We start from the raw sequence: 16,239 nt of genomic DNA, 5'->3' as shown, positions 1-16,239 counted from the left end.
ATATGTAAAATGGAATTAAGCGCTTTCAAATTTTTTTATACGGACATCGAGCGAGCGTTCAATCAATTTACCTGAGGAGGAAATGAATAATGACGAAAACAGTGATCATTAGCGGTGTGAGAACACCTTTTGGTAAGTTCGGCGGGGGCCTCAGCAGTTTGACAGCCTCACAGCTTGGTGGAATAGCAATCAAAGAAGCGGTTGAACGGGCAGGGATTGATGGAAGCAAGGTAGGCGAGGTCATTATGGGGAATGTGCTCCAAGCGGGGCAAGGGCAGATCCCTTCTCGGCAAGCAGTACGTAATGCAGGGTTACCTTGGGAAGTGAAAACGGAAACGATAAACAAAGTTTGCGCCTCAGGTCTTCGAAGCGTGACATTGGCAGATCAGATTATTCGCTTAGGGGAGGAAGAAATCATCGTTGCTGGTGGAATGGAATCGATGAGCAACGCACCATACATTCTCCCGAAAGCGAGATGGGGACTACGGATGGGCGATGGTCAGCTGAAGGATACGATGATCTCGGATGGCCTTAGCTGTAGCTTTACAGGCGTACATATGGGGACGTATGGAAACAGTACAGCTGCAGAACTGGAGCTTACGCGTGAGCAGCAGGATAGCTGGGCTTATGAAAGTCACCAAAAGGCCATTAAGGCAATCGATGCCGGAATTTTGGCTGAAGAGATCATTGCCGTAGAGGTTCCGGTAAGAAAAGGAACGCCTATGACGATTGAGCATGATGAAGGCCCAAGAAAAGATACATCAGCCGAGAAGCTGGCCAAATTAGGTCCGGCCTTTAATAACGAAGGGACCATCACGGCTGGAAATGCCCCAGGGGTCAATGACGGAGCGGGAGCCCTTGTCTTAATGAGTGAAGAACGTGCAGAAAAAGAAGGGGTAACGCCTTTTGCCTATATTTTGAGCCATGCAGAAGTGGCTGTGGAAGCCAAAGACTTTCCCAAAACACCTGGTTTGGTCATCAATGAACTCTTGAAAAAGTCCGGTAAATCCATCGAGGACATAGATTTATTTGAAATCAATGAAGCCTTTGCCGCTGTCGCCCTAGCCAGTGGGAAGATTGCGAATGTCAATCCTGAAAAAGTAAATGTAAACGGTGGTGCCGTAGCATTGGGACATCCGATTGGGGCTAGTGGAGCCCGCATCATCATCACGCTTATGCATGAATTGAAACGTCGCGGCGGCGGATTGGGCATTGTAGCCATTTGCAGTGGCGGCGGTCAGGGAGATGCCATTTTAATAGAAGTGCCAACGCAGGGAAAATAGATTGCTAGATAACTAAGGAGGGATTTTGGATGGGCATTCAAAAGGTTATGGTCATTGGTGCAGGGCAAATGGGTTCTGGTATTGCCCAGGTATGCGCAATGAGCGGCTATGATGTTCTATTGCATGACTTGAAAGAAGAATATGTAGAAAAGGGATTAGGTACGATTACCAAGAACCTTTCCCGACAAGTAGAAAAAGGAAAACTGCCTGCTGAAGATAAAGAGGCAACGTTATCCCGGTTGACAGCATCAACGGATTTGAATCAAGCGAAAGATGTGGATTTGGTCATTGAAGCAGCCATTGAAAATATGGAAATCAAAACGAAGCTTTTTGCCCAATTGGATGAAATCGCCCCGAAGCATGTCATACTGGCGACCAATACGTCATCGCTTCCCATTACGGAAATAGCTGCTGCGACAAAAAGGCCGGAGAAGGTGATCGGCATGCATTTCATGAATCCGGTTCCGGTCATGAAGCTGGTCGAGATCATCCGTGGTCTTGCTACAGCAGACGACGTATATGAAGAAATTGAGGAAATGGCAAAGTCCTTAAGTAAGGTCCCGGTCGAAGTGAATGATTTTCCTGGATTCGTTGCGAACCGGATACTGATGCCAATGATCAATGAGGCGGTTTATACCCTATACGAGGGTGTAGCAACCAAAGAGGCGATCGATGACGTCATGAAGTTAGGCATGAATCATCCCATGGGACCACTTACACTCGCGGACTTCATTGGCCTGGATACATGTTTATACATAATGGAAACCCTCCATGATGGGTTAGGGGACGACAAATACCGTCCATGTCCGTTATTGAGGAAATATGTAAAAGCAGGTTGGCTTGGTAAGAAGTCAGGACGTGGTTTTTATGAATACAGTTAGTCTTCAGGTAGAGCAAGGGCATCAGGGGAGGAATGTAGGGATGGATTTCCAATTCACAGAAGAGCAGGAAATGATGCGCAAGATGGTCCGTGATTTTGCCGAAAAGGAGATAGAGCCCCATATAGAATCGATGGAAAGAGGGGAGTTTCCCAAAAAGATCCTCCGTAAAATGGGTGAACTTGGACTGATGGGTATCCCGATCCCAGAGCAATATGGTGGAGCAGGGATGGATTTCATGTCTTATATCATTGCCATCAATGAAATTTCTAAAGTGAGCCCGACTCTGGGTGTCATACTTTCGGTCCATACTTCCGTTGGCACGAATCCAATCGTTTACTTCGGAACGGAAGAACAGAAAGAGAGGTTTGTCCCGAAGCTTGCTGCAGGTGAATACTTAGGTGCCTTCTGTTTGACGGAACAAAGTTCAGGATCCGATGCTGCGAGTTTGAAAACAAAAGCCGTAAAGGAAGGCGAGACCTACCGGCTGAACGGTTCAAAGGTATTCATCACAAATGGAGCGGAGGCAGATGTTTACATTGTATTCGCTTCCACTGATCCGAGTAAGAAAAGCAAGGGCATTTCTGCCTTTATCGTAGAAAGAGGAACACCTGGCCTTATTTTCGGGAAAAATGAGCGGAAAATGGGACTTCATGGTTCCAGTACGGTACAGGTAACCTTTGAAGATATGAAAATACCAGCTGGGAATCTCCTTGGTAGCGAGGGCGAAGGGTTCAAAATTGCGATGGCCAACCTGAACGTTGGAAGAATAGGCATTGCTTCTCAAGCCCTCGGTATTGCCGAAGGCGCCATGAAACATGCTGTCGAGTATGCAAAGAGCAGGGTGCAATTCGGCAGACCGATTGCCATGCAGCAAGGCATCGGGTTCAAATTGGCCGAAATGGCCACGAACATCGAGGCTTCCAGGCTATTAGTCTATCAAGCGACCTATCTTCAGTCGCTTGGGTTACCTTGTGGCAAGGAGGCATCGATGGCAAAGTTGTTTTCATCGAAGACGGCTGTAGAAGTGACAACTGAGGCCATTCAGGTATACGGAGGGTACGGGTATACAACGGAATACCCGGTCGAACGTTACTTCCGGGATGCCAAGGTGACGGAAATTTATGAAGGAACCAGTGAGATACAAAGGATCGTCATTAATAAACATCTCTAAAACCAAGAAGATGGGGGACATGGATATGCAATTTAAATTAACGGAAGAACATGAAATGATCAGGAAAATGGTGCGTGATTTCGCTGAAAATGAAGTGGCTCCAACAGCAGCCGAAAGAGATGAAGAAGAACGGTTTGACCGTGAGATTTTTGATAAAATGGCTGAACTTGGACTGACCGGAATTCCATGGCCAGAAGAATACGGGGGCATCGGAAGCGATTATCTCGCGTATTGTATCGCAATCGAAGAACTATCCCGTGTATGTGCCTCTACGGGTGTTACGCTTTCGGCCCATACATCCCTTGCCGGTTGGCCAATCTATAAATTTGGTTCGGAAGAACAGAAACAAAAATACCTTCGCCCGATGGCTCAAGGTGAAAAAATCGGTGCATATGGTTTGACGGAACCAAGCTCAGGGTCTGATGCCGGTGGCATGAGAACGACTGCAAAGCTTGTAGGAGATGAATACATCATCAATGGTTCGAAGATTTTCATCACGAACGGTGGTATCGCCGATACGTATGTAGTATTTGCATTGACAGATCCGGAGTCTAAACAAAAAGGAACAAGTGCCTTTATTGTCGAGAAGGATTTTCCAGGCTTCAGTGTAGGTAAAAAAGAGAAAAAACTCGGAATTCGTTCTTCACCGACAACTGAAATCATTTTTGATGAATGCCGTGTACCAAAAGAAAATCTTTTGGGAAAAGAAGGCGAAGGGTTCAAAATCGCGATGATGACTCTTGATGGCGGACGTAACGGAATTGCCGCTCAGGCAGTCGGTATTGCCCAAGGAGCCTTGGATGCGGCGGTTGGTTATGCAAAAGAACGCGTCCAGTTTGGAAAACCTATTTCCGCACAGCAGGGAATCGGTTTTAAATTGGCGGATATGGCGACAGGTGTCGAGGCTTCGCGACTCTTAACGTATCAAGCGGCTTGGCTGGAGTCAGTGGGCCTCCCTTATGGAAAGGAATCCGCCATGTCGAAACTTTTTGCCGGGGACACAGCCATGAAAGTAACAACGGAGGCTGTTCAAGTGTTTGGCGGGTATGGATATACAAAAGATTACCCGGTTGAACGCTTTATGCGAGATGCAAAGATCACCCAAATTTATGAGGGAACACAGGAAATTCAAAAACTGGTCATCTCAAGGATGATAACTAAATAGAGTTGAAACCAGGTTTTCCGGAGAGGCCCTTCCGCCTCCCGGAATACCCTTTTCATTTTTCTGAAAGGCTCCCTGAAGGTGAAGGGTGAGCTTTCTAAAAGGGGTTTAAGAAATGGAAAAAAGAGAAGTTCAAGCGTCTGTCAAGGATGAGAGGCTGATCGAGAAAAGGCGTAAGCAGATGATTAAAGGTGCCGTTAACCTATTTAAAGAGAAGGGGTTTCACCGGACGACAACAAGGGAGATTGCTAAAGCATCCGGTTTTAGTATCGGTACGTTATACGAGTATATCCGGACGAAGGAAGACATTCTATATCTCGTCTGTGACTTTATTTATGATGAGGTCCGGGAGAAACTTCAGAGGGAAATCGAACAGAGTGATGGGACGCTAGACAGCCTGAAACTGACAATCGCCTATTTTTATCAGGTAATGGATGAGATGCAGGATGAAGTATTGGTCATGTATCAAGAGGTGAAAGCCTTGACCAAGGATGCCTTACCATACGTTTTAAACAAGGAAATCGAAATGGTGGGCATGTTCGAAAAGGTCATCACAAATTGTGTCAAGAACGGGGAGCTTCACTTGACGAAGCAACAGATCAGCCTCGTCTCCCATAACATTTTCGTTCAGGGACAGATGTGGAGTTTTAGAAGATGGGCTTTACACAAAAGATTTACGCTTCAAGAGTATGTTGAAATCCAAACAGAATTATTGACCCATAGTGTATCGATTCAGAAACATGCTGATATCAATTCATTTCAATAAGGAGGAGTCAAATGAGTACAATTGAAGTGTATCAACCTAAAAACCATATTCGGTTCGTGACGGCTTCGAGTTTATTCGATGGCCATGATGCATCCATTAACATTATGAGAAGGATTCTTCAGGCAAGCGGGGCGGAAGTCATTCATCTAGGCCATAACCGCTCGGTCGAGGAAATCGTGAATGCAGCGATTCAAGAGGATGTCCAGGGTATCGCGATGTCATCCTACCAAGGTGGGCACGTGGAATACTTTAAATATATGTATGACTTATTGAAAGAAAAGGGAGCCGAACACATTCGAATATTCGCTGGTGGCGGCGGTGTCATCTTACCAAGGGAGATTCAGGAACTACATGAATATGGGATTGCCCGTATCTTCTCTCCTGATGAGGGCCGCGAGTACGGGCTACAGGGAATGATCAACGTTTTGATGGCAGAGTGTGACTTCTCGACAGTAAAGCCATCCTTGCAGGACCGTTTTGATGAACTGATTGCAGGAGAAACGAGTGCGGTTGCCCAATATATCACCTGTGCAGAAAATAGGCTCGACGCCGCCCAGGAATCAGCCGCAACAGTAGAAAGTCTCCTTGAACAGGTCAAGACATCAGAAAAACAGGTGCCGGTGCTCGGCATTACAGGAACGGGAGGAGCTGGGAAAAGCTCACTGACTGATGAGTTGATCCGACGTTTCCTCAATGAAATTCCGGAGAAGAATGTGGCGATCCTTTCGGTCGATCCGACAAAACAAAAAACTGGCGGGGCGTTGCTTGGTGACCGGATCCGAATGAACGCCATTTTTTCCAATCGAGTCTATATGCGAAGCTTGGCGACTCGCCATTCAAAAAGTGAGCTCTCACTCGCCATTCAAGATGCCATTTCAGTGGTCAAGGCGGCAGGCTTTGATTTAATCGTCGTAGAAACGAGTGGAATCGGCCAGGGAGATGCGGGCATTACCGAGATTTGCGATGTGTCCATGTATGTCATGACAAGTGAATTCGGAGCCCCTTCACAGCTTGAGAAAATTGACATGATCGATTATGCCGATTTGATCGTCATCAATAAATATGAGCGTAAAGGGTCTGAAGATGCTAAAAATCAGGTTCAGAAACAGTATCAAAGAAGCCATACTTTATTTGATCGAGACACTTCTGAAATGCCTGTATATGGTACCATCGCCTCGCAATTCAATGACCCAGGCACGAATGCTTTATTCGCCGTTCTTATCGAAAAGTTAAACGAAAAGGCCGGGACGAATTGGAGCACGACTTTTTCAAAAGAAGCGGATGTCTACAAGCAGAATGTCATCATTCCAACTGACCGGCGGTACTACTTACGTGAAATCAGTGAGACGGTCCGGAATTATCATAAGCAGGCACGAGAACAAGTCAAACTGGCAAGAAGATTGTTCCAGCTGGAAGGGGCGATAGTGGCGGTCAAGGAAAATGGGTGTGAGGAAGCTGTCGTGGAGTCACTTGAGGCATCGAAAAAAGAAACCGTTTCCAAGTTATCGGCCGAATCGAAAGCCATCCTGGCTGGCTGGAACGAGTTAAAAGAGAAATATTCGGCCACCCAGCTTGTCACGAAAATCAGGGATAAGGAAATCGTCACCGACCTAAAGACGAAAAGTTTGTCCGGGTTAATGATCCCAAGGGTTTCCCTTCCTAAATACGAAGACTATGGGGAGATACTAGGGTGGGTCTATCGAGAAAATGTACCTGGGCATTTCCCGTATACGGCCGGAGTTTTCCCATTCAAACGCGAGGGGGAGGACCCCAAGCGCCAATTTGCCGGCGAAGGGTCACCGGATAGAACGAACCGTCGTTTTCATTACCTATCTAAAGATGATGATGCGAAACGCCTGAGTACCGCCTTTGATTCGGTTACGTTATATGGGGAAGACCCTGATTACCGGCCGGATATTTACGGGAAGGTAGGAGAGAGTGGCGTCAACATCTGCACGTTGGATGATATGAGGAAATTGTATGCCGGCTTTGATTTATGCGCCCCATCCACGTCGGTGTCCATGACGATCAATGGCCCTGCGCCCATTATCTTGGCTATGTATATGAATACGGCAATCGAACAGCAGGTCCGCCTGAAAGAAGGGGAATTAGGCCGTTCGCTCACAAAGGAAGAATATGAACAAGTTCAGGATTATACGCTTCAAACGGTCCGTGGGACAGTTCAGGCTGATATTCTCAAAGAAGATCAAGGGCAAAATACCTGCATCTTCTCTACCGAATTTGCCTTAAGGCTGATGGGGGACATCCAAGCATATTTCATAGATAAAAAGGTCCGGAATTATTACTCGGTTTCGATTTCCGGCTATCATATCGCAGAAGCGGGAGCCAATCCTATTTCCCAATTGGCTTTCACGTTGGCGAATGGTTTTACGTATGTTGAATATTACTTAAGCCGCGGCATGGATATCAATGACTTTGCTCCAAATCTGTCATTTTTCTTTTCCAACGGCCTTGACCCGGAATATACCGTTATCGGAAGGGTCGCGAGACGAATATGGGCGACAGTCATGCGTGATAAATATGGTGCCAATGAACGAAGCCAGAAGCTAAAATACCACATCCAGACATCGGGACGTTCCCTACATGCACAGGAAATCGACTTCAATGATATACGGACAACGCTACAGGCCTTAATGGCCCTGCAAGATAATTGCAACTCGCTTCATACCAATGCATACGACGAAGCCATCACTACACCTACAGAAGAGTCTGTACGCCGTGCCATGGCCATTCAGATGATCATCACGAAAGAACATGGACTATCCAAGAATGAAAATCCGATGCAAGGTGCCTTCATAATTGAAGAGTTGACTGAACTAGTCGAGGAAGCCGTCTTGAGGGAGTTCGATAGCATTAATGATAGAGGCGGTGTGTTGGGCGCCATGGAAACCCAGTATCAACGAGGGAAGATTCAGGATGAATCCATGCATTATGAAATGAAAAAACATACAGGGGAACTCCCAATCATTGGGGTGAATACGTATTTGAATCCGAATCCCCCAACAGAAGAAGCTGTGAACAGCATGGAGGTTGCCCGAGCTACAAAAGAGGAAAAAGAAGGGCAAATCGCGAATCTTCGTGCATTCCAGGAAGAAAACAAGGAAAGTGTTGAGGAAGCCTTGAACCGATTAAAGGACACGGCAATGAACGGAGGAAATATTTTTGCCGAACTGATGACTTGCGTGCAAGTCGCGAGCTTGGGTCAGATAACAAGTGCATTATATGAGGTTGGCGGACAATACAGAAGAAATATGTAAAAGGGAAGGGGTATCCTTAAGGGATGCTCCTTTTTCAGAACCAATTTTCATCATTTTTCGGAAAATGAAACATTTACCTTATAAATTCCTTGAAAAGGGGCAAAGATGATGATTCACCCCTATTTGTGATTGGTAGAATCAAAACGAGGATACTGATGTTAAAAAATAAGGATTATTTCGCACATCAATCTCAAATCTTTTTTAACGTTATTTGTGGGTGCTTTTTCCCTTATACCTTCCTTGAAATAGATTTAGTTTTTATAAGCCAGTAGGGAAAATCTGTGAAAGTATCAGATAGAACTAGCATAAACCCATTTAGATTGTTTATAATGGATAATATGTCTAGCAGGAATTGTCGTTATTTTACCGAAATACTGTTTTAGATTATTTTTTTATGTGAAAAAACATGACTAGTCGTGTTCGAATAGAGAAGGGAAGTGCGGAACTTGAGTTTGAAAAAATACTCGAAAGAGCAAATTATGGAAATGTCCTTGATAGAAATCGCATATGAAGTGTTGGTTGAAAAAAACGAACCCATTCTATTTAAAGACTTAATGAGTGAAATAGCTTCACTTCAGCATTTATCAAAAGCGGAAGTGGCAAAGAGAATTGCCCAGTTCTATACGGATTTGAATGTAGATGGCCGATTTACTTCACTTGGGGAAAACCGCTGGGGATTGAAAACTTGGTACCCGGTTGACCAAATTGAAGAAGAAGTCGTGCACGTTGTTAAAGTGAAGAAGAAAAAGAAAGCGAAGAAAGCTGCAGTGGTCGTTGAAGACTTCGATGATATTGAAGACGAAGATCTTGATTTCGAGGAAGATATTGATGACTTGGATGAAGATGATGACGATGACGATGATGAAATCTTAGGCGGCGCAGTTATCGACGAAGTACTTTTAGAAGACGACGTGGATGATGACGACGATTTAGAAGAGGAAATTATTGAAGATGAAGTTTTCGAAATCGACGAAGATGAAGACGAAGATGAAGAAGACGACGAAAAAGAGAAATAAATAATCGCCCCTTGACTTTTTAAGGCGAAATTTGTAGAATCATTTTTGGGCTCCTTAAAAAAGGACACAATCTTAAAATTATATCGCTCCCTTACTTTTTTGTAAGAGGAGCGTTTTTGTTTTTGATGATGGAATGTTAAAATGACATCATTTTTTTATTTTTACAATGAATACGCGTAAAGTGGTAAAAACTATAGATATCAGTAAAAAGTTCATGTTAAACACAGGGAACTTATCTAATTGGCATGCCAGGCATACCCCATCTTACCGTCCGAATTCTTGGTTACTTCTAAGAGATAAGATTGTAAGACCTGGTTTGTTCGTCTATATCTGCCGGAATAAACAAAGGCAGAAGGTTCAATGGAATCAAGAGAACGGCAGTTGATGAAAACATTCATAGGAGGATATGAGATGACTAAATATATTTTTGTAACGGGTGGAGTAGTTTCCTCTTTGGGAAAAGGGATAACAGCAGCTTCTCTAGGAAGGCTTTTAAAAAATAGAGGGTTAAATGTAACAATTCAAAAATTCGACCCATATATCAACTTGGATCCAGGAACAATGAGCCCATACCAACATGGTGAAGTGTTCGTAACGGATGATGGCGCCGAAACGGATTTGGACTTAGGTCACTATGAGCGTTTTATCGATATCAATCTTGGTAAACACAGCAATGTGACAACAGGTAAAATTTATTCAACCGTTTTACGAAAAGAACGTCGCGGAGACTACTTAGGCGGAACTGTTCAAGTTATCCCTCATATTACCAATGAAATCAAAGAACGGGTTTTCCGTTCAGGAAACGAAACGAATGCGGATATCGTAATCACTGAAATCGGTGGAACAGTCGGCGATATCGAATCTCTTCCATTCCTTGAAGCCATTCGTCAAATCAAAAGTGACATTGGAATCAATAACGTCATGTATATTCACTGTACTCTTGTTCCTTACATTAAAGCTGCCGGTGAAATGAAAACAAAACCAACACAGCATAGTGTTAAGGAATTACGCAGTCTTGGTATTCAACCGAATATCATCGTAGCACGTACTGAAAGACCGATATCACAAGATATGAAGGATAAGATTGCTTTATTCTGCGATATCGATAAAGATTCAGTAATCGAGTGTCTTGATGCGGATACACTTTATTCAATCCCGCTTGCCCTTCAAGCGCAAAATATGGATCAGATTGTGTGCGACCACCTACAACTAGATTGTGGAGTGGCAGAAATGGAAGATTGGAAAGAACTTGTTAAAAAAGTTACTTCTTTGACGAAGAAAACGAAAATTGCCCTTGTTGGTAAATATGTTGAATTGCAAGATGCATACCTTTCTGTTGTCGAAGCACTTAAACATGCAGGATACGCATTTGATGCGGACGTTGAAGTGGATTGGATCAATTCCGAAGATGTATCGAAAGAAAATGTTGCTGAATTGCTTAAAGATGCAGATGGAATCCTTGTCCCTGGTGGATTTGGAGATCGTGGAATCGAAGGAAAAATCGCAGCAATCGAATATGCACGTACAACGAAAACGCCGTTCTTCGGTATTTGCTTGGGTATGCAATTGGCATCCATCGAATTTGCACGCAATGTTCTAGGTTTGTCTGAAGCGCATTCAGCAGAAATCAATGCAGATACACCAGACCCAATCATTGACCTTCTACCAGAACAGAAAGATGTGGAAGACTTGGGTGGTACTTTACGTCTTGGTCTATATCCATGTAAGCTTATCGAAGGTACAAAAGCATATGAGGCATATAACGATGAAGTCGTATATGAACGTCACCGCCATCGCTATGAATTCAACAACCATTATCGCCAAGGCATGGAAGAGGCAGGATTCGTCTTCTCTGGTACAAGCCCAGATGGCCGTTTAGTGGAAATCGTAGAATTGCAAGATCACCCTTGGTTCGTGGCATCACAATTCCATCCGGAATTCATATCACGTCCAAACCGTCCACAACCACTATTCCGTGACTTTGTGGGTATGTCTTTGAAACATAACGAAAAATAATAAAAACAAAAAACAGCCGTTTGGCTGTTTTTTTGTTTTGGTCTAGAAGTCGGGTCAACCTTCGGATTCATCTTCATATTCTTGTATGATTTCCTCGACCGTAAACTTAATCCCATGATAAGCAAAAAGGGCAGCGATGAGAGTCGGGTAACCGTAACGATTTCCCGTTTCATCCGGGATTAATCCACGTTGGATGCGTAAATCAATGTGGACATCCGCAAGCTCCACCAGTGTGGTTCCTTCGGATGGAACCACGGTTGAAACGGCAACGAAAGGTATGCCTTCCTGGTGAAGTCGTTCAGCAAATTTGATGGCTTCTGGATCATCTGAGTGACGACTGAATAACAGAAGCCGATCCTCGTGGGAAATCCTACTATCATCTGTGTATCTTTTAGCTTTTGGAAAAGGTTCCTCCCCCTCGAGGCTTTCCGCAACAACTCCTTGCATTTCCCCGAATCCGTGAATGAAAACGGACCCATCTCCGACCACGGCCTGAGCTAATAGGCGTCCGGCATCCTCCATTTCGAAAGAATCCTTTTCCATGATCTTCTTAAATACACCACTTAACTGTGTAGAAAATATCTTCAACATATTTAGGAACTCCTTTAAAAAATAGTACCCCTATTATAAAGGACTTTTTGTTCCTTTAACAGATTTCCAGTCATTCGAGTCATTATCTGTCAGAAAGGTCATCCGAAAAATTAAAATCAATTTACTCTTATAGCAGGAATTTTGTTACAATTATTGAATATGAACATAGAGACATAGAACTCCAAAGAAGTTTTGCAGCAAGCCAAATTAATTACCCATAAGGGGGATCTATTATCTGATTCATTTTCACATTACAAATAGAGAACAGAGGTGGCTAAATGTCAGGGAAAATATTAATTGTCGATGACCAGTTTGGGATTCGGATTTTATTGAACGAGGTCTTACATAAAGCAGGGTATGAAACGTTTCAAGCTGCGAATGGCATTCAGGCTTTAGAAGTTCTTAACAATGATTCACCTGATCTTGTATTGTTGGATATGAAGATACCCGGTATGGATGGAATAGAAATCTTGAAGCGGATGAAAGCGGTCGATCCCGATATTCGGGTCATCATCATGACGGCGTATGGAGAACTTGACATGATACAAGAAGCAAAGGACTTAGGGGCGATGACTCATTTTGCAAAGCCTTTTGACATCGATGATATTAGAAATGCTGTCCGTGAATATTTACCCATCCAATCTAGTTAACTAGGTTTATGGATCTTTATCTCAATAAAGAAGCGTCACGGCATCTTCTTTAAGATAGCCGTGTTTTTTTAGTGTGAAGCTTAAGTGATATGGTCAATTTGTTGCTGTTTTTTTCATGTATTGATATGCTAAACGAGTAGAGATATTCTGTTTATTATGTGTATGATGCTTTAGTTTTCGGGAATATCTAGATAGAAACAACTTTCAACAATACATTCATTATTAGGAGGAAATCAAATGCCTTTAGTTTCCATGAAAGATATGCTGAATAAAGCTCTTGATGAAAAGTATGCAGTAGGTCAATTTAACATTAATAACCTGGAGTGGACGCAAGCTATTCTGGCTGCTTCAGAAGAAGAAAAATCGCCGGTCATTCTTGGTGTTTCTGAAGGGGCTGCCCGTCACATGGGTGGATTCAAAACAACTGTGATGATGGTTCAAGGTTTAATGGAAGATATGAAAATCACCGTACCTGTGGCCATTCATCTTGACCATGGTTCTAGCTTTGATAAGTGTAAAGAAGCTATCGAGGCTGGTTTCACCTCAGTAATGATCGATGCTTCCCATCACCCGATTGAAGAGAACATTGAAACGACTAAGAAGGTTGTGGAATTCGCTCACGCCCGCAATGTGTCCGTTGAGGCTGAAGTAGGAACAGTAGGTGGACAAGAAGATGACGTCATCGCGGATGGTGTCGTTTATGCAGATCCTAAGGAATGTGAACTTCTTGTTAAGGAAACGGATGTAGACTGCTTTGCTCCGGCATTGGGTTCTGTCCATGGTCCATATAAAGGAGAACCGAACCTTGGGTATAAGGAAATGGAAGAGGTTCGTGATTTAACTAAAAAACCGCTTGTTCTTCATGGTGGCACTGGTATTCCGACAAAAGATATCCAAAAAGCCATTTCACTGGGAACATCAAAAATAAATGTGAATACGGAAAACCAAATCGTTTTCACTAAAGCCGTTCGAGAAGTCTTAAATAGTAATGCGGATGTATATGATCCACGCAAATTCTTAGGACCTGGTCGGGAAGCAATCAAACAAACGGTCATTGGTAAAATTCGCGAATTCGGTTCCAATAACAAAGCTTAATTTTTTAAAAGGTAATTTGTCCATCAGAGATTTTTTTACTCTCTGATGGCGACATAGGAACAAGGCGGTATTGCCCTTCGTTCATCAAACCATTAAAATGCAGTGTACAAGCACGTAAAATTCATTTACATATGGAGGAACTTTTCATGAAATTCTTTATTGATACAGCTAATATGGAAGAAATTAAACAAGCTTACGAACTTGGTGTCTTAGGAGGGGTTACGACCAACCCATCGCTTGTAGCAAGAGAAAAAGGCGTTTCTTTTCATGACCGTCTAAAAGAGATTACAAGCCTTGTAAAGGAATCTGTCTCTGCGGAAGTTATCTCCCTTGATTTTGAAGGAATGATGGCAGAGGCAAAAGAACTAGTTGCCATTGCACCAAATATCACAATTAAAGTACCAATGACACCGGATGGCTTGAAGGCTGTTGCAGCTTTAACAAAACAAGGAGTTAAAACGAATGTTACCCTTATTTTCAGTGCCAACCAAGCGTTACTTGCTGCTAGGGCAGGAGCGACATATGTGTCTCCATTCTTAGGACGTTTAGATGATATCGGTCAAAATGGATTGGACTTAATCTCCGATATCGCAGACATCTTTACAATCCATGGCATCCAATCAGAAATCATCGCGGCTTCAATTCGCCATCCAATGCATATCACACAAGCTGCGTTAAACGGAGCTCATATCGCAACAATTCCTTATAAAGTGTTAATGCAATTATTCCACCATCCTTTAACGGATAAAGGGATCGAAGCATTCTTGAAAGACTGGAACTCTCGTACAGAAGCATAATGAATCCTACCGCTAAGTTGCAAAAGAATGCTGAGTATTGATGAAAAAGAAAAAAATTAGAAATTTTTCTCATTTTTCTACATGACTTTTCTATTTTTGTGTAAACTAAGAAACTAGATAGTGAATGATGTCGGATTACGCAATTTTCTTGTGGTAAAATATTACTTTTATTTAAAATACAGCTTCTTGAGTGCTTAGCGTGGAAGGGAGTTCATTATGGAAAAACTTAAAATTGCCGGTGGTTATCCTCTTAAGGGGACCATTCGGGTCAGTGGTGCGAAAAACAGTGCTGTCGCTTTAATTCCTGCAACGATTTTGGCAGATTCCCCAGTCACGATAGAAGGCCTGCCGGATATCTCTGATGTACAGATGCTAAAAGAATTAATGGAGGAAATTGGCGGTACTGTTGTTTTTAACGATGGTGGAATGACTGTCGATCCCAGCAAAATGATTTCTATGCCTCTACCTAACGGAAAGGTGAAAAAATTGCGTGCCTCTTATTATTTGATGGGTGCGATGCTAGGGAAATTTAAAAAAGCTGTAATTGGACTGCCTGGAGGATGTCATTTAGGACCTCGTCCAATCGATCAGCATATTAAAGGGTTCGAAGCACTAGGAGCACAAGTGACGAATGAACAAGGCGCCATTTATTTAAGGGCGGACGAGCTACGTGGTGCCCGTATCTATTTGGATGTAGTCAGTGTCGGGGCAACGATCAATATCATGCTGGCTGCTGTCTTGGCTAAAGGGCGGACCGTAATTGAAAATGCCGCAAAAGAGCCAGAAATTATTGATGTGGCTACCTTGTTGACCAATATGGGAGCGAAAATCAAGGGAGCCGGAACGGATATCATTCGGATTGATGGTGTGGATAGCCTTCATGGGTGCAAACATACGATTATCCCCGATCGGATAGAAGCGGGAACTTTCATGATTCTAGCTGCTGCTGTTGGTGAGGGCATATTGATCGATAATGTCATTCCCCAACATTTAGAGTCACTCACGTCCAAAATGCGGGAAATGGGCGTCGGAATTGAAGCGGGGGACGATCAAGTATTTGTGGCTCCTGGTCAGGTCCTGAAGTCTGTTGATATAAAGACCTTGGTTTATCCAGGGTTCCCGACTGACCTACAGCAGCCTTTTACGTCGTTATTAACAAAAGCGAGCGGTTCAAGCATGGTGACTGACACGATTTACGGAGCACGCTTTAAGCATATAGACGAATTACGCCGCATGAATGCAAAGATTAAAGCGGAAGGCAGGACGGGTATCATTAGCGGCCCGGTCCAACTTCATGGGGCAAAGGTCAAAGCGAGCGATTTGCGTGCAGGAGCAGCTTTGGTAATTGCAGGTTTAATGGCAGAAGGAATAACGGAAGTGACGGGTCTTGAACATATAGACCGTGGATATAGTCATCTTGTAGAGAAACTTTCTGGCTTAGGTGCAACGATCTGGCGTGAAAAAATGACAGAAGAAGAAGTGGAGCAGCTGAAAAGCTGATCCCTTTCTTATTGCCTTATTGTGTTACGTTAT

General features: G+C 43.5%; 13 protein-coding genes. 12 read left to right on the top strand and 1 reads right to left on the bottom strand.

The features are described 5' to 3' along the window. The first annotated feature begins 89 nt into the window (after positions 1-89). From AC503W_RS19915 to pyrG, 8 genes are all read left to right on the top strand, one after another. Positions 90-1,283 (top strand): acetyl-CoA C-acetyltransferase, encoded by a 1,194-nt coding sequence (locus tag AC503W_RS19915; protein ID WP_494915548.1) that lies wholly within the window; start codon positions 90-92, stop codon positions 1,281-1,283. A 29-nt stretch (positions 1,284-1,312) separates the two neighbouring features. Continuing rightward, the gene (locus AC503W_RS19910) at positions 1,313-2,164 is read left to right on the top strand and encodes a 3-hydroxybutyryl-CoA dehydrogenase (RefSeq protein ID WP_402870256.1); all 852 of its coding nucleotides are present in this window, start codon (positions 1,313-1,315) and stop codon (positions 2,162-2,164) included. 40 nt (positions 2,165-2,204) lie between these two features. After that, positions 2,205-3,335 carry an acyl-CoA dehydrogenase gene (locus AC503W_RS19905; RefSeq protein WP_427650492.1) on the top strand — a complete coding sequence of 377 codons (1,131 nt, stop codon included), beginning with the start codon at positions 2,205-2,207 and terminating at the stop codon, positions 3,333-3,335. Positions 3,336-3,360: 25 nt separating this feature from the next. Then, positions 3,361-4,500: an acyl-CoA dehydrogenase gene (locus tag AC503W_RS19900; RefSeq protein ID WP_402954918.1), complete on the top strand. Its 1,140-nt coding sequence runs from the start codon at positions 3,361-3,363 to the stop codon at positions 4,498-4,500. A gap of 112 nt (positions 4,501-4,612) precedes the next feature. Next, positions 4,613-5,263: a TetR/AcrR family transcriptional regulator gene (locus tag AC503W_RS19895; RefSeq protein WP_402990503.1), complete on the top strand. Its 651-nt coding sequence runs from the start codon at positions 4,613-4,615 to the stop codon at positions 5,261-5,263. An 11-nt stretch (positions 5,264-5,274) separates the two neighbouring features. Beyond that, entirely contained in the window at positions 5,275-8,541 is a 3,267-nt protein-coding gene (icmF, locus tag AC503W_RS19890; protein WP_427650235.1) for a fused isobutyryl-CoA mutase/GTPase IcmF, read from the top strand. A 446-nt stretch (positions 8,542-8,987) separates the two neighbouring features. Further along, positions 8,988-9,557 (top strand): DNA-directed RNA polymerase subunit delta, encoded by a 570-nt coding sequence (gene rpoE, locus AC503W_RS19885; RefSeq protein ID WP_494915545.1) that lies wholly within the window; start codon positions 8,988-8,990, stop codon positions 9,555-9,557. 411 nt (positions 9,558-9,968) lie between these two features. Next, positions 9,969-11,573, top strand: a complete 1,605-nt coding sequence (gene pyrG, locus AC503W_RS19880) for a CTP synthase (protein ID WP_494915544.1) — start codon at positions 9,969-9,971, stop codon at positions 11,571-11,573. Positions 11,574-11,627: 54 nt separating this feature from the next. Here the strand turns inward: pyrG and AC503W_RS19875 are convergent, their stop codons facing one another. Further along, the gene (locus AC503W_RS19875) at positions 11,628-12,164 is read right to left on the bottom strand and encodes a DUF2529 domain-containing protein (RefSeq protein ID WP_402870272.1); all 537 of its coding nucleotides are present in this window, start codon (positions 12,162-12,164) and stop codon (positions 11,628-11,630) included. Between the two features lie 278 nt (positions 12,165-12,442). On the opposite strand from AC503W_RS19875, the gene AC503W_RS19870 reads away from it, so the two are divergent. The 4 genes from AC503W_RS19870 to murA all read left to right on the top strand — a co-directional run bounded on the left by AC503W_RS19870 (position 12,443) and on the right by murA (position 16,206). Next, on the top strand, positions 12,443-12,814 hold the full coding sequence (locus tag AC503W_RS19870; protein WP_402870275.1) for a response regulator: 372 nt from the start codon (positions 12,443-12,445) through the stop codon (positions 12,812-12,814). A gap of 237 nt (positions 12,815-13,051) precedes the next feature. Next, positions 13,052-13,909, top strand: a complete 858-nt coding sequence (locus AC503W_RS19865; RefSeq protein ID WP_402870278.1) for a class II fructose-bisphosphate aldolase — start codon at positions 13,052-13,054, stop codon at positions 13,907-13,909. Positions 13,910-14,055: 146 nt separating this feature from the next. Beyond that, on the top strand, positions 14,056-14,706 hold the full coding sequence (fsa, locus tag AC503W_RS19860; RefSeq protein WP_402870279.1) for a fructose-6-phosphate aldolase: 651 nt from the start codon (positions 14,056-14,058) through the stop codon (positions 14,704-14,706). Positions 14,707-14,922: 216 nt separating this feature from the next. Further along, positions 14,923-16,206 (top strand): UDP-N-acetylglucosamine 1-carboxyvinyltransferase, encoded by a 1,284-nt coding sequence (gene murA, locus AC503W_RS19855; protein ID WP_494915541.1) that lies wholly within the window; start codon positions 14,923-14,925, stop codon positions 16,204-16,206. The last annotated feature ends 33 nt before the right edge of the window (positions 16,207-16,239 follow it).

Source organism: Peribacillus suis (assembly GCF_059384845.1).
Note: the sequence above shows the minus strand (reverse complement) of the source record. Positions and strands in the feature narration are given on the sequence as shown.

Excerpts from the sequence above, each read along its gene's own strand:
- pyrG (WP_494915544.1), top strand. The coding sequence starts at position 9,969 with ATGACTAAATATATTTTTGTAACGGGTGGAGTAGTTTCCTCTTTGGGA.
- AC503W_RS19915 (WP_494915548.1), top strand. The coding sequence starts at position 90 with ATGACGAAAACAGTGATCATTAGCGGTGTGAGAACACCTTTTGGTAAG.
- icmF (WP_427650235.1), top strand. The coding sequence starts at position 5,275 with ATGAGTACAATTGAAGTGTATCAACCTAAAAACCATATTCGGTTCGTG.
- fsa (WP_402870279.1), top strand. The coding sequence starts at position 14,056 with ATGAAATTCTTTATTGATACAGCTAATATGGAAGAAATTAAACAAGCT.
- AC503W_RS19865 (WP_402870278.1), top strand. The coding sequence starts at position 13,052 with ATGCCTTTAGTTTCCATGAAAGATATGCTGAATAAAGCTCTTGATGAA.
- murA (WP_494915541.1), top strand. The coding sequence starts at position 14,923 with ATGGAAAAACTTAAAATTGCCGGTGGTTATCCTCTTAAGGGGACCATT.
- AC503W_RS19870 (WP_402870275.1), top strand. The coding sequence starts at position 12,443 with ATGTCAGGGAAAATATTAATTGTCGATGACCAGTTTGGGATTCGGATT.
- AC503W_RS19875 (WP_402870272.1), bottom strand. The coding sequence starts at position 12,164 with ATGTTGAAGATATTTTCTACACAGTTAAGTGGTGTATTTAAGAAGATC.
- AC503W_RS19905 (WP_427650492.1), top strand. The coding sequence starts at position 2,205 with ATGGATTTCCAATTCACAGAAGAGCAGGAAATGATGCGCAAGATGGTC.
- AC503W_RS19910 (WP_402870256.1), top strand. The coding sequence starts at position 1,313 with ATGGGCATTCAAAAGGTTATGGTCATTGGTGCAGGGCAAATGGGTTCT.
- AC503W_RS19900 (WP_402954918.1), top strand. The coding sequence starts at position 3,361 with ATGCAATTTAAATTAACGGAAGAACATGAAATGATCAGGAAAATGGTG.
- AC503W_RS19895 (WP_402990503.1), top strand. The coding sequence starts at position 4,613 with ATGGAAAAAAGAGAAGTTCAAGCGTCTGTCAAGGATGAGAGGCTGATC.